13 protein-coding genes are annotated in these 12,999 nt (G+C 65.7%); 4 read left to right on the top strand and 9 right to left on the bottom strand.

Features of this window, described 5'->3' with window-relative positions; translation table 11 throughout:
• Positions 1–21: 21 nt before the first annotated feature.
• The 3 genes from ACVWW6_RS38630 (at position 22) to ACVWW6_RS38620 (ending at position 3,686) form a co-directional block, all read left to right on the top strand.
• Positions 22–975 (top strand): hypothetical protein, encoded by a 954-nt coding sequence (locus ACVWW6_RS38630; protein ID WP_456682609.1) that lies wholly within the window; start codon positions 22–24, stop codon positions 973–975.
• Positions 976–1,306: 331 nt separating this feature from the next.
• Positions 1,307–2,008, top strand: coding sequence for a cysteine hydrolase family protein (locus ACVWW6_RS38625; protein WP_456682608.1), 702 nt, complete (start codon positions 1,307–1,309; stop codon positions 2,006–2,008).
• Positions 2,009–2,018: 10 nt separating this feature from the next.
• Entirely contained in the window at positions 2,019–3,686 is a 1,668-nt protein-coding gene (locus tag ACVWW6_RS38620; RefSeq protein ID WP_456682607.1) for a regulator, read from the top strand.
• A 78-nt stretch (positions 3,687–3,764) separates the two neighbouring features.
• Here ACVWW6_RS38620 and ACVWW6_RS38615 read toward each other — a convergent pair whose 3' ends face one another.
• On the bottom strand, positions 3,765–4,775 hold the full coding sequence (locus ACVWW6_RS38615) for a helix-turn-helix domain-containing protein (RefSeq protein ID WP_456682606.1): 1,011 nt from the start codon (positions 4,773–4,775) through the stop codon (positions 3,765–3,767).
• Positions 4,776–4,954: 179 nt separating this feature from the next.
• On the opposite strand from ACVWW6_RS38615, the gene ACVWW6_RS38610 reads away from it, so the two are divergent.
• On the top strand, positions 4,955–6,499 hold the full coding sequence (locus tag ACVWW6_RS38610) for a hypothetical protein (protein WP_456682605.1): 1,545 nt from the start codon (positions 4,955–4,957) through the stop codon (positions 6,497–6,499).
• 42 nt (positions 6,500–6,541) lie between these two features.
• Here the strand turns inward: ACVWW6_RS38610 and ACVWW6_RS38605 are convergent, their stop codons facing one another.
• From ACVWW6_RS38605 to ACVWW6_RS38570, 8 genes are all read right to left on the bottom strand, one after another.
• A complete protein-coding gene (locus ACVWW6_RS38605; protein ID WP_456682604.1) occupies positions 6,542–7,366 on the bottom strand; it encodes a carbohydrate ABC transporter permease in 825 nt (274 codons plus the stop codon).
• Positions 7,363–8,301 carry a carbohydrate ABC transporter permease gene (locus tag ACVWW6_RS38600; RefSeq protein WP_456682603.1) on the bottom strand — a complete coding sequence of 313 codons (939 nt, stop codon included), beginning with the start codon at positions 8,299–8,301 and terminating at the stop codon, positions 7,363–7,365. Before ACVWW6_RS38600 ends, ACVWW6_RS38605 begins: the two co-directional genes overlap by 4 nt.
• On the bottom strand, positions 8,298–9,623 hold the full coding sequence (locus ACVWW6_RS38595) for an ABC transporter substrate-binding protein (RefSeq protein WP_060910977.1): 1,326 nt from the start codon (positions 9,621–9,623) through the stop codon (positions 8,298–8,300). Before ACVWW6_RS38595 ends, ACVWW6_RS38600 begins: the two co-directional genes overlap by 4 nt.
• Before the next feature lie 82 nt (positions 9,624–9,705).
• Positions 9,706–10,485, bottom strand: coding sequence for a sulfur oxidation c-type cytochrome SoxA (gene soxA / locus ACVWW6_RS38590; RefSeq protein WP_456682602.1), 780 nt, complete (start codon positions 10,483–10,485; stop codon positions 9,706–9,708).
• On the bottom strand, positions 10,482–10,799 hold the full coding sequence (soxZ, locus tag ACVWW6_RS38585) for a thiosulfate oxidation carrier complex protein SoxZ (protein WP_456682601.1): 318 nt from the start codon (positions 10,797–10,799) through the stop codon (positions 10,482–10,484). Before soxZ ends, soxA begins: the two co-directional genes overlap by 4 nt.
• Positions 10,799–11,266 carry a SoxY-related AACIE arm protein gene (locus ACVWW6_RS38580; protein ID WP_060910980.1) on the bottom strand — a complete coding sequence of 156 codons (468 nt, stop codon included), beginning with the start codon at positions 11,264–11,266 and terminating at the stop codon, positions 10,799–10,801. The genes soxZ and ACVWW6_RS38580 overlap by 1 nt, the downstream gene beginning before the upstream one ends.
• Before the next feature lie 8 nt (positions 11,267–11,274).
• Complete coding sequence (gene soxX, locus ACVWW6_RS38575) at positions 11,275–11,727, bottom strand: sulfur oxidation c-type cytochrome SoxX (RefSeq protein WP_456682600.1); 453 nt, start codon at positions 11,725–11,727, stop codon at positions 11,275–11,277.
• Positions 11,720–12,991, bottom strand: coding sequence for an FCSD flavin-binding domain-containing protein (locus ACVWW6_RS38570; RefSeq protein WP_456682599.1), 1,272 nt, complete (start codon positions 12,989–12,991; stop codon positions 11,720–11,722). Before ACVWW6_RS38570 ends, soxX begins: the two co-directional genes overlap by 8 nt.
• Positions 12,992–12,999: the final 8 nt, after the last annotated feature.

Raw genomic sequence — 12,999 nt, 5'->3', positions numbered from 1 at the left:
TGGCTTGTTGTGGAGAACATCATGACCGCAGACGCATTCGACACCGAGATCACCGAGACGGCCGAGGCCTTGATCGGGCCGTGGCGCCAGCCGCGCCAGATGCTTCACGCGCAGGTCTACGATGCGCACGCCTCGATCCATGACGATGCCACCGCGCAGAAGCTCGGCTTCAAGGGCGGCACCATCGAAGGACCGACGCATTTCAGCCAGTTCGCCCCGCTTGGCGCGCGGTTGTGGGGACAGGCGTGGTTCGAGAGTGGTTGTCTTTCCGCGCATTACCGCAGCGTCTGCTACGAGGGCGAGGAGGTACAGGCGATTCTGTCGAAGCCATTGCCGGGCGCGAGCCAGTGCCAGATCCAGATGGTCAAGCGCGACGGCACCGAAGTGCTGCGCGGCACGGCCTCGGTCGGCGAACCGCACGCGGCGACCGCGCTGGAGACCCGCCTCACCGAGCTCAAGCCGCTCGCCGATCCCGTGATCCTGCGCGAAGTGACGGTCGCGCAGACCAGCAAGCGCCAGCCGGTGCGGATGGCGTTCGACCAGACCATGGGCGACCTCTATCCGTTCTCTCTCAGGCAGAAGCTCGCCGTCATCACCGAGAACTCTCCTTACTATTCGGGAACGGACAATCCGTGGCGCAAGCCGATCATCCCGATGGAGATGCTGAGCGTGCTGTTCCAGTACCGCTCCAAGGACGATCCGTTGCCGGCCAAGGGCCCGGCGGTCGGCCTGTTCGCCGACCAGGAGATCAGGCTGGTGAAGGGCCCGCTCTTCGTCGACGAAGGGTACGAAGTCGAGCGCGAGGTGGTCGCGCTGTCCGGGAGCCGCCGCACCGAAAGCGCCTGGGCTAGGACGCGCGTGTTCGACAAGACGGGCACGATGGTGGCCACCATGCTGCTCAACATGGCGACGCTGAAGGACTCGTATGGGCCGTATGAGGAAGAGTATCGGCGACTGTATGGGGCGGGGCGGTAGAGGCAGGGCGTCACCACACACGCTCCTTGTCATTCCGGGGCGACGCGGAGCGTCGAGCCCGGAATCCATTTCGCCTCGGGTATTGCGGCCCGATGGATTCCGGGCTCGCGACTTCGTCGCGCCCCGGAATGACGCCGCTTCCCCGCCCATCCTTTAAGCAAATGCACGTCGCAAAGCCGTCGCACAGGGAATAAGCAGCCGTCAGCTGCTGACGTAACCTTCTGAGTGCGCAGCAAATTCTCTCGCGGCCTGTGTCCCACCGCAATTGTACACAATGGCACGGCGTTTGCAGAACTGCTGGCAAAGAGAGTTCTCGCGGGGGCCTTGAGTCATGTTGAACTCGACCAAGCCGACACTGGGCGTCATCAGCGCCGAGCCCGAGCCGATCAGGCTCGACTGGCCCGCCACCGCGCTTCTCATCATCGACATGCAGCGCGATTTCATGGAGCCGGGCGGCTTCGGCGAAACGCTCGGCAATGACGTCAGCCAGCTTGCGCGTGCGGTGAAGCCGATCGGCGCGGTGCTGAAGGCGGCGCGCGACACCGGCATGCTGGTGATCCACACGCGCGAGGGCCATCTGCCCGATCTCTCCGACGCGCCGCTGGCGAAAGTCGAGCGCGGCGCCCCGAGCCTTCGCATCGGCGATCCCGGCCCGATGGGGCGCATTCTCATTCGCGGCGAGGCCGGCCATGACATCATCCCCGAGCTCTATCCGCTCGACAGCGAAGTCGTGATCGACAAGCCGGGCAAGGGCGCGTTCTACGCCACCGAGCTCACCGACGTGCTGGAGAAATACGGCATCGAAAATCTGCTGGTGTGCGGCGTCACCACCGAAGTGTGCGTCAACACCACGGTGCGCGAGGCCAATGACCGCGGCTATCGCTGCGTCGTGATCTCGGACGGCTGCGCATCCTACTTTCCCGAGTTTCACGAGATGGGCCTGAAGATGATCAAGGCCCAGGGCGGCATCTTCGGCTGGGTCGCGGACTCAGCCGCAGTACTGGAGGCGATGAAGATTTCCACATCAGCTTAGGGGCATCACCATGAGCACAACGACGGGGACGGCCGGCAAATCTGATCTGAACACGTCCGGGTTCAAGCCGGCACTATGGACATCGGGCGACTGGAACGCGTTTTTCGGCTTCGGCACCAACATCCTCGTCAACATGCTGGTTCTCACGGGCCTCTTGCGCTTCGTGCTGAAGATGCCTGATAGCCTCGTGTTCGGCCGCATCCTGCCCGCGCTCGGGCTGATGATGTGCCTGTCGACCTTCTATTACGCCTACCTCGCCTACCGCCTGGCACAGAGGACCGGCCGCACCGACGTCTGCGCGCTGCCCTCGGGCGTCAGCGTGCCGCACATGTTCATCGTCACCTTCGTGATCATGCTGCCGATCACGATCAAGACCGGCGATCCGCTCAAGGGCTGGTCGGCCGGCCTCGTCTGGGTGTTCTTCCAGAGTTTTATTCTCATGATCGGTGGCTTCATCGCGCCGTTCATTCGAAAAATCACGCCGCGCGCGGCGCTGCTCGGCACGCTCGCCGGCGTCTCCGTCACCTTCATCTCGATGCGCCCGGCGCTCGAGATGTACATGACGCCGCAGATCGGTCTCGTCTGCTTCGCCATCATTCTGGTGAGCTGGTTCGGCGGGGTGAAATACTGGCGCGGTATTCCGGCGGGTCTCGTCGCCATCGCGGCCGGCATGATCATCGCCTGGGGCTCGAACCTCTTCGGCCTCGGCCTCGGTGGGCTGAGCGTCAAGGGCGTCGGTGATGCCTTCGCCAACTTCGGCTTCTCGGTGCCGATCCCGGCGGTGGGCTACGTCTTCTCCGGCTTCGAATTCCTCGGCATCATCCTCGTCACCGCCATTCCGTTCGGTATCTATGACCTCGTCGAGGCCATGGACAATGTCGAGAGCGCGGAAGCCGCCGGCGACGAATATCCGACCACGCGCGTGCTCACCGCCGACGGCGTCGTCAGCCTGATCGGCTGCCTGATGGGCAATCCCTTCATCAACGCCGTCTATATCGGTCATCCCGGCTGGAAGGCGATGGGCGGCCGCATCGGCTATTCGGCTGCGACCGGCATCATGGTGGTCGTGCTGGCTTGGTTCGGCATCATCTCGGTGCTGCTGGCGCTCGTGCCTGTCGTCGCGATCTCGCCGATCCTGCTTTACATCGGCATGCTCATCGGTGCGCAGGCGTTCCAGACCACGCCGGTCAAGCATGCGCCCGCGATCGTGCTGGCACTGACGCCGCATCTCGCCGCCTGGGCCAAGCTCCAAATCGACACCATGCTGGGCTCGACCATGATGGCGGCGACCAGCGTCGGCGGGCTCGCCGCCGACAAGGCCGATGCGGTCAAGGCCGCGGCGATCGCCGCGCTACCGCAGCAGGGCGTGTTCTATCACGGGCTGGAGGTGATGGGCGGCGGCTCCATCCTCGGCGGCCTCATCCTGGGCGCGATCGGCGTCTTCATCATCGAACGCGACTTCGAGAAGGCCTCGGCCTTTGCGCTGGTCGGCGCGGTGCTCACCTATTTCGGCTTCATGCACGGTGAAGCCGTCGGCATCGGCGGCGGCTTCGGCGTCACGCCCGCCGTTGCGTTCGCCTATGCCGTGATGGCGGTCGGCCTGTTCGCGGCCAGCAAGCTCGGCACCACCGAGCACTATGCCGCGCATCCGGAGATGCACGCCGCGCCGGCGGAGTAGGGAAGCGAAGCTATCTCGCGGCCGGACGACGATGAGTCGCCCGGCCGCTTTCTTTCTGGCCCTCTACGCCGGGCCGACTCAGCCGAGCCGGCCAATCCATTCGCGGAATAGCTCCGGGCCGGCTTCCACCGCCGCTGCAAGATCCTGCAGGTGGGTGTCGCGCGCCGTGCGCGGCGAGTAGCCGAAGTGCTGCCGGAAGCTGCGGCTGAAATGGGCCTGGCTCACGAAGCCGAACGCAGCGGCGATCTCGGCATTCCAGCGATCTTCATCGGCGTCATCAAGCAGCACATGGATCGCTTCGAGCCGCCGCCCGCGAATGTAGTCGGCGACGCCCGCGAGCGGCGCGAAGACGCGATAGAGCACCGAGCGCGACACGCCGATCTCGCGGCAGATGGTTGCCACCGACAGGTCGTTGCGGCCCAGATTCTGGTCGATGAAGCGGCTGGCGCGGTGAAGGATGGCGATGTCACGCCGGGCAAGCCCCTGCTCGCGCGGCCGGGCGGCCACGCCGAAGCATCCGCGCAGCAGATCGAGCGTCGTCCGGACCGCATCGAGCGCATCGTTCTCCTCCATCGCCGGAAGCCTGCGCCGCAACAGCGCCATATGATCGGCGAGAACGCGGCCGGCGGCGCCGTCAAGGACGAGGCCATGCAGGTCGAGGCCATCGGGCGCGGCACTGACGATCGGATCGCGCTCGACGTCGAGGCTGATGGTGTCGGTCGCGGTGGCGATGCCGTCGAAGGGCCGGGTCAGATCGAGCACCAGCACCTGGCCGGGACCGGCCGAGATCGGTTCGCCGTCGACTTCGCCGCTCCAGGCGCCGCGCCTGAGCAGCAGCAGCGCGAATGAATTGCGGCCATCGGCCTTGGCCAGTGCGGCGGAACGGGTGAAGCGCACCGGCGCCATCCGGGTGGACGCGGCGACCAGGCCACCGAGCAGCCAGGCCTCGGCCAGGACCTCGAAGTCGTCCCGGTCCGTGCCCGCGGGGACCGACACGTCGTAGTGCGTGAGAATCGCGCGGTAGCGGTCGAGCCGCTCGGCGACAGGCAGCTCCGCGGTGTCGAAGCGCAGATACGGAATTTTCGTCATGCCAGGCCGCTCCCTCGGCAGTTGGTCTGCAAATTGGGACGATCAGGCAAGTTTCCGCACCGTCGAACCGCAGTCTCCGGACATGAATATTCATATTATTGCGCGCGGGCCAGACGTGCGTGCTTCGCGGCCCGGACAATTTGCAATGACGTGAAGGTAAGGCGATGGATATGCGGGGGATGACGGTCGCGGTGGGGCCGGACGAGGATCGGGTTGTCGCGAGGGGGACGCCGCGCCGTGCGTGCAGGCAGTCCTTGCTCGGAATTTGCACCGCCGCGGTGCTTGCCCCCTTGGCCGTCCTGCTGGATGCGTCGTCGGCGCAGGCGCAGTTCGTTTGCGTCAATGCCAGCAACAGTGCGGACGGTGCGAGCGCGAGCTCGATACAAAGCGTGGCTTGCGGTACCAATTCTTCCGCGACCACGGGTGGCTCCGCATTCGGCGAATCGAGCTCTGCCGGTCCCGAGGCCGCGGCCTTTGGCGCCGGCAGTCTGGCCTCTGGCGGCCTCAGCACAGCGCTGGGCTATCGAAGCACTGCCAGCGGCTTCTTCAGCACGGCGGCTGGCAGCGCCAGCGCGGCCACCGGCGCCCTGACCTCGGCATTTGGCTACCAAAGCTCCGCGAGCGGTTACACCGCCACGGCCGTGGGCTATCGGGCAGGCGCAGGTGGTGACGGCAGCACGGCTCTTGGCTACGCGACAGTCGCAGGCGGCAACGCCAGCACGGCCGCGGGCAATTCCAGTCGCGCGGACGCCGAAAATGCGCTTGCAGTGGGTACAAACGCGAACGTCTATGCTGCCGGCACCAACGGCACGGCCGTCGGTTACAATATCGGCGTGAACGGCGCCAATAGCACCGCGGTCGGCGCTAGCAACGCGATCTCCGGCGACAACAGCGGTGCGTTCGGCACCGTGCAGATCGTCCGAGGCGACCGCAGCTTCACACTGGGCGGCAACAACACGATCAACGGCACCAGCCAGGCCGGCTGGGGCAACGTCGTCAACGTGGTCGGCTCCAACAACACCGTGGCCGGCACCGCGAGCGCGGCCGGCTCCTCGGTGTTCGGCACCGGCAACGCCGTCAACGCACCCAATGCGCTGGTGATGGCGAACACGGCGACCGTGGCCGGGTCAGGCGGCATCGCGATCGGCAACACCGTATCGGTCGCGGGCGTCAACGCCGTCGCCGTCGGCAACAACACCAGCGCCGGCTTCGCCAACTCCGCCGCGATCGGCAACGGTGCCGCAGCGACGCGTGCCAATCAGCAGGCGTTCGGCACGGCAGGCAACACCTACACCATGGCCGGCATCGCCTCGTCGGCCAGCAAGTCCGCGCAAAGCGGCGCGACGCAGCTTGTCACGTCCGACGGCGCCGGCAATCTTGCGACCACTACGCTCGCCAGTCTCGGCCTGGCCTCGACGAGCGATCTCAGCGCCATCAATGCGCAGCTCGCCAGCATCAACGGTCGCCTCGACGACCTCAGCATGCGGACCAGCAAGGCGACCAGCGGCGTCGCCATGGCCTTTGCCATGGCCGGCGTGCCGACGCTGCTGCCGGACGAGACCTTTGCCATGACGATGAACTACGGGACCTTCGAGCGGGCCAACGGTCTTGCGTTCAATGCGGCGCTGCGCCTCAATCGGAACATGCAGTTCAACGGTGGCATCGGCTACGGGCCGGACGAGAAGGTCGCCGGCGGACGCGTGGGCCTGCGCGTGGGCTGGTGAGCCCACCGCGATCGTTGTCTTACGATGGGCGGCGTCGGGTGATCACCCGCCCTTGACTGCACCCGCGGTGAGCCCGGCCACGATCTGCCGCTGCGCAAACACCGTCAGCAGCAGTACCGGGAGGGTGACGATCAGCGCGGCGGCGGCGAGCGGCCCCCAGCTCAACTGGTCGAACGAGATCATGTTGTAGACTGCGACGGGCAGGGTGCGCGTCTCGCGTCCGGCCAGCACGATGCCGAAGACGAAGTTGTTCCAGGAGAAGATGACGGCGAGGATGAAGGCGACCGCGATCCCAGGCTTGGCGATCGGCAGGGCGACGTGGCGAAAGACCTGCCAGCGCGTGGCGCCGTCGATCAGGGCGGCCTCTTCCAGCTCGAGCGGCGTGGTCTCGAAATAGCCGATCATGATCCAGATCACGATCGGCACCGTCACGACGAGATGGATGATGATCTGCGGCACCAGCGTGCCGAGCAATCCCAGCCACTGGAACAGCAGGAACAGTGGGATCAGGTAGGACAGGCCGGGCGTGATGCGGGCGATCAGGATCACGATCGCGGATTTGTGCGCGGCCATGCGTGCGATGCCGTAGCCGGCGGGGACGCCGACGATCAGCGCCAGCGCGGTCGCACTGCCGGTGACGACCAGGCTGTTGATGAAATAGGTCAGGAAGCGGTTGGAGGCCAGCACGTCGGCATAGTTCTTCCAGGCGATATGCTCGGGGAAGAACACCGGCGGGTAGGCGGCGTTGTCGACCTCGAATTTGAGCGACAGCGACAGCATCCAGAGGAAGAACAGGATTGCCGGCGACACGATGACGAACACCGAAAGCCACAGGCCGATCTTGCCGATGATCTGACGAGGTGTCATGCGTCGCTCGCGATTTCGGTCCACACCATGCGCTGGCGGGCATACAGCATCACCGCGGCAAGCAGGACGATCAACAGGAAGAACACCACCGCGATCGCCGAGCCGTAGCCGAGGTCGTAATAGGTGAAGGCGACGCTGTAGAGGTAGATGTTGATCGTCTCCGACGCCGAGCCGGGTCCTCCTTGCGTGATCGCGAAGATGATGTCGAAGCTCTTCACCGCGTCGATCATGCGGATCATGCCGGCGATGAACAGGAACGGCATGATCAGCGGCAGCGTGATGAAGCGGAACACCTGCCAGAGATTGGCGCCGTCGATCTGCGCGCTCTCATATGGCTCGGTCGGGATTGCGGCGAGGCCGCCGAGCACGATCAGCATCACGAGCGGCGTCCATTGCCAGGTCTCGACCAGCACCAGCGAGGGAATGACGGTCGCGGGATGAAACACCCAGAGCTGCGCCGGTATCCCGACCAGCGACAAGATGTAGTTCAGCACGCCGAGCTGCGGGTGGAACATCATGGTCCAGACCAGCGCGATCGCGACGGGCGTCGCCATCATCGGCATGATGAAGACGCCGCGCAGGAAGCCGCGGCCGGCGAATTTCTGGTGGAACACCACGGCTGCGAACGTGCCGAGCACCAGCGGCAGCAGCACCGACAGCGCGGTGTAGACGATGGTGTGGCCGACCGCCTCGAGAAAGCGCGGATCGCTGGTCAGCCGCAGATAGTTGGAGAGCCCGACGAAGGTGGTCGGCGAGCCGACCTTCCACTCGTTCAGGCTCATCCAGATGGTGAAGACCCACGGGAAGATGATGATGGCGAGCACGACGACCAGCGCCGGCACCACGAACGGCCAGTAGGACGGCGGGCGCAACTCTTTCTCCGGCGCGGCATCGGACCGTGCCGCGGCCGGATCAGCTTGTGTCAACGCACTCACGCCTTTTCGCTACGCTCCAGGATCGGCCGGAACTGGTCGTTGGCCTTCTTCAGCTCGGCGGCCGGGTCGGCCCCGGACAGCGTCGCGGTGAGCGCCGCGCCGACGATATCGCGGAATTCGGCGACGGGGACGACCACGGGCAGGCCGAGCTTGCTGATCTTGCCGGACTCGATCACCGATTGCAGCCACTCCGGCGGCATCTTCACGCCCTTCTGGATCTCGGGATCGTTCAGGATCGAGCTGCGGAACGGGACGCCGCCGCCGGCCTGGAGCAGGCGCGCGCCCTGCTGCTTCGAGACCACCCACTGGCAGAGCAGGTAGGCGGCTTCCTTGTTCTTGCTCGCCGCCGCAATGCCGATGCCGTCGCCGTAAGTGGACGAATAATGTCCCTTGGGTCCGGCGGGCACGACGGTGTAGCCGACCTTGCCGACGACGCGCGAGGCGGCCGGATCCTCCAGCGGCGGCGCCCAGCCGACGCCGTCGATCCACATCGCCGAGCGTCCTTGCGTGAACGAGGCCATCGACTCCATCCAGTTGAAGCCGGCGACGCCGGGCGGGGCGGACTTCGTCAGCAGCGTCTGGTAGAGCTTCGTTGCCGCGATCGCTTCCGGGCCGTCGGTCAGGATGTTGCGCTTGTCGTCGAGGAATTCGCCGCCATAGTTGAGGAAGAAGTTGGTCCACAATGCCATGTTGGCGTTGCGCAAGCCCCGCCCGACGAAGCCGTAGGTGCCTTCCTTGGGATCGGTGAGCTTCTCGGCGGCAGCGACCATCTCGTCAAGGGTCTTCGGGACGGCCACGCCCTTCTTCTGGAACAGCTCCTTGTTGTAGTAGAGGATGAAATAGTCCACCGACCACGGCAGCGACAGCATCTGCCCCTTGTCGTTCTTGGCATATTGCAGGCCCGCGGCGGAAAAATCGCTCTCGACGAGATCGGGCGCGGTCAGCGACGGGTCCTTCATGAAAGGCGTCATGTCGGCGAGCCAGCCGGCCTTTTCGAACTGCCGCTTCTGCACGTGATAGCTGAGATGGACGACGTCGAAGCTCGGCCGGCCCGAGGTGAACTCGATCACGACCTTCTGGCGCTGCTGCTGCTCAGGGATCTGCTCGGCTTCGACCTGGATGCCGGTGAGATCGGTGAACTCCTTGATGTTCTTTTGCAGGTTGTCGCCGCGCGGCCCCTTGGCGAGGATCACCTCCAGCTTGGTCCCGGCATATTTCTTCCAGTTGACCTCGGCGCGCGCCGGCAATCCGGTCAGGCTGAGCGCGCCAGCCGCTGCCGTGCCCGTCAAGAGCGTACGGCGCGAGATTCTGTAGTCGACCACTTCAAGTCCTCCCTGTGACTCATCGTCTTTGGGAGGGATACTAGCGACCGTGCCACGCCTGCCTAGTCCTAATTCGAAGGAATCAAGGCCGCACGGCCGGTGTTTCCATCGGCAGGCCGCGCGCCCGCGACATCAAATAGAGCTCGAGCGCGACGAGCTCCGGTGCGCCGTAATCGTAGGCCTGGGCGCGGACGCCGGACATGCAGCTTCGCAGACGCCGCTCCAGCGACCCCAGCGTCTGCCATTCCAGCCGATACAGCGGATAGCCGGTCGGCTGCGCTTGCGTGATCGGCGCGCCGGCGAGATGCTTGTCAAAGTTGTCGTCGTGGCAATTGGTGCAGGCGAGGTTGAGCTGGCCCTCGCGCTGCATGAAGAGGTCGCGGCCCTGTTCGACAAACGGCTTGAGTTGCGGGTCGTCGCCAGCCGTGATCGCGACGCCGCGCGACTGGTGGGCGACGAAAGCGGACAGCGCCAGCAGGTCGCGGCTCTCGTAGGAGAGTGGCGTTGCCTGCTGATGATTGGCGCGGCAGAGATTGATGCGTTGATCGAGCGTGATGGGACGGCCCTCCGCCTTCTCGAAAGCGGGATAGCGCGCTGCGACGCCCTTCATGCTGCCTCGCGCATCGCCGTGGCAATCCGCGCAGGCCTTCTCCGCGCTGCCGGTCTTCTTCGTCCAGAGCACCTCGCCATCGAGCACGAACAGCATGCCCGGATTGGCGGTGTCGTCATCCTGCATGGCACGCGTGTCCGGCCCCATGAAGGCGTAGCCGGAGCGACGCGCCTCGGGCGCAATCTCGCCGGCAAGCAGGGCGGGGCCCGCGGAGAGCAGTATTGCCACCGCTATCGCGCGCCAAAAATTCATTCGACCGTGATCGACGCCGACGCGGTGGACGTATAGCCGTTGTCGCCGGTCCATTCGAACTCGAACTTGCCGCTCTCCTTCGCAACCGTGAAGAACGAAAGATATGGGTTCGCGGCGATCGCCGGAAACAGATCGGCGCGAAAGACCTCGGTGCCGTTGTAGCGGCAGGTGAAGCTCGTGATGATGTCGCGCGGCACGAGCCGGCCATCGGCGGTGTGGCGGAAGCCGGTTTCCATGATGTGCGAGGTCAGCGTGCGGATCTCGATGACGTCGCCGCGCCTGGCCTTTGCCGGAACGTTGATCAGCGCGGCCATCAGTTCATCTCCTCGGTGCAGGCGGCCAGCGTCACGACGACGTCGGCGGCGACCTGCCAGAAGCTGTCGTCGGAGAGACGCGCGATCGCGACCACCTTCTGAGTATCGGCGAGCCGGATCCTCGTCGAGACCTGGGCTCGGCCGGCCCACGGGCCGAGATGGAAATTGCCGATGTTCGGCTGCGGGTTCTTCTCGTTGAAGACGTGGATGCTCTTGACGTAGTCATCAGGCGTCATCGGGCTTGCGACGCTGACGGTCATTGGCACGGTGTTGCCGTTCTCGACCAGCGGCGGAATGTCGAGCTTCACCCTGCCGGTGCGAATCGGGGCCTCACCGACGACGTTGCGGATCGCCGTGTTGAGCATCCCGGGCGTTGCCTCCAGCGGCCGCAGCGTGACGATCGGGATCGTTCCGGCAGCGGTGATGCCGCCGGCAAGGCTCAGGAATTGTCGTCGCGTGGTTGGCATGAGCAGTCCTAGTCCCGAAGCGTTGCAAGGTAGGCGACGATGTCCTCGATCTCCGCGGCCGACAATATCGGTTTGCCGGCGAAATTGCGCCCGACCCGGACGAGGCCATCATTGCGATAATAGGACGGCATGATGGTCTCCGCGTTGAAGCGCGACGCATCGACCAGACGAAGCCGCAACTGGCTCACCGACCACCGGTTCCCGGCGCCGGTCAGATCGGGCGCGAGGTCGCCCTGGAACCGCGTTTCCGGGAAGGGGCCGGAATGGCAGAGGATGCAGGTCGTCGTGCGCGTGAGCACCAGCGCGCGTCCGCGCGCGGCATCGCCGGACGTGCCGGTGAGGGAAGCCGGAATGCCGTCGTCGGCGACCGTGTAGGGCGCGAGCTCTTCTGCGCCTGCTCCGCAGGCGAAGGCAAGGCCGCCGGCGATCAGCGCCGCGATATGGACGGTCGATCTAGCCAAAGGTGTCCGCCGTGATGGTTTGAAACCAGCGCGCGGCCTCGTCAGCCTCGCGGGCGCGCAGCTCGCGCGGGGCATCGACCGGGCTGGTCGCGCCGCCCTCGACCTCGGCAAAGATATCGCCTCTGGGCTGGTAGTTGCCGGCGAGCGAAAAGCCGTAACCGGGTGCGACGGTGGTGTAGCAGACACCGGTGAGCCGCGGCGTCTCCGGGGCGCGGCCTGCGAGCAGGTTGACGATCGCGGCGGCGCAGGCCTTGCCTTGCGCGCTTGCGGCCGACGCCGATTTGGGAATGCCGCCGCCGAGGCAGGCATCGCCGATGACGTGGATGTTCGGGACGAGCTTCGACTCGAAAGTTACAGGATCGATCGGGCACCAGCCGGTCGCATCCGCTGCGCCCGCAATCTGGGCGAGGTGGCCGGCGCGTTGCGGCGGGATGACGTTGGCGACGTCGGGGGTGTAGTTGCCGAACTCGGTGATGATGGTCTTCGTCGAAGCGTCAACGGAGGTCACGCGGCCGCCCTGCGACAGCGCGATGCGTTCGATCATGTCGCCATAGAGCTCCTTCCAGGCCCGCTCGAACAGCCGCTGCTGGGAGAAGCTGTCCTTGGCATCGAGGATCAGCACCTTCGCGCGCGGCTTCTTCGTCTTCAGGTAATGCGCGATCAGGCTGGCGCGTTCGTAAGGCGCCGGCGGACAGCGCGAGGGATTGGCGGGGATCGCAATGGCGACCGTGCCACCGTCTTCCATCGCCTCCAACTGCCGGCGCAGCAGCAGCGTCTGCGCGCCGGCCTTCCAGGCGTGCGGCATCTTTTCCGACGCCGCCTCGTCGTAGCCGGGCAGGGCTTCGACATGGAAGTCGATGCCGGGCGAGAGCACGAGGCGGTCGTAAGTGAGCGTGGCGCCGTCGGTCGTCGTGACGCTGCGCCTTTCGGGATCGACGGTTGTTGCCGCCTGGGCAACGACGGTGATGCCTTCGGCGACAAGCTTGTCATAGCCGAGCTGCTGCGCCTCGATCTCGCGCAGGCCTGCGATCACCTCGTTGCTGAACGGGCAGGATGTGAAGACCTTGTTCGGCTCGATCAGCGTCACCTGCAATTTGGCGTCGGCGCGTTTGAGCGCGCGGGCACAGGCCGCGCCGCCAAAGCCGCCGCCGACCACGACGACGCGGCCCGCCGATTGCGCGCGCAGGATTGAAGGTACTGCGTACGATGTGGCCGCGGCGGTGATGCCGAGGACGGCATTCCGCCGTGTCACCGGCGCATTCATGGGTCTCA

The sequence above is a fragment of the Bradyrhizobium sp. USDA 3311 genome (assembly GCF_054062495.1).
The sequence above is the reverse complement of the archived record's forward strand: the minus strand, read 5'-3'. Positions and strand labels throughout refer to the sequence as shown.

Bases quoted from the DNA above. Each gene is read 5' to 3' on its own strand.
- soxZ (WP_456682601.1), bottom strand. From the start codon at position 10,799: ATGGCCGCGCTGATCAACGTTCCGGCAAAGGCCAGGCGCGGCGACGTC.
- ACVWW6_RS38630 (WP_456682609.1), top strand. From the start codon at position 22: ATGACCGCAGACGCATTCGACACCGAGATCACCGAGACGGCCGAGGCC.
- ACVWW6_RS38605 (WP_456682604.1), bottom strand. From the start codon at position 7,366: ATGACACCTCGTCAGATCATCGGCAAGATCGGCCTGTGGCTTTCGGTG.
- ACVWW6_RS38610 (WP_456682605.1), top strand. From the start codon at position 4,955: ATGACGGTCGCGGTGGGGCCGGACGAGGATCGGGTTGTCGCGAGGGGG.
- ACVWW6_RS38570 (WP_456682599.1), bottom strand. From the start codon at position 12,991: ATGAATGCGCCGGTGACACGGCGGAATGCCGTCCTCGGCATCACCGCC.
- ACVWW6_RS38620 (WP_456682607.1), top strand. From the start codon at position 2,019: ATGAGCACAACGACGGGGACGGCCGGCAAATCTGATCTGAACACGTCC.
- soxA (WP_456682602.1), bottom strand. From the start codon at position 10,485: ATGAATTTTTGGCGCGCGATAGCGGTGGCAATACTGCTCTCCGCGGGC.
- ACVWW6_RS38625 (WP_456682608.1), top strand. From the start codon at position 1,307: ATGTTGAACTCGACCAAGCCGACACTGGGCGTCATCAGCGCCGAGCCC.
- ACVWW6_RS38580 (WP_060910980.1), bottom strand. From the start codon at position 11,266: ATGCCAACCACGCGACGACAATTCCTGAGCCTTGCCGGCGGCATCACC.
- ACVWW6_RS38615 (WP_456682606.1), bottom strand. From the start codon at position 4,775: ATGACGAAAATTCCGTATCTGCGCTTCGACACCGCGGAGCTGCCTGTC.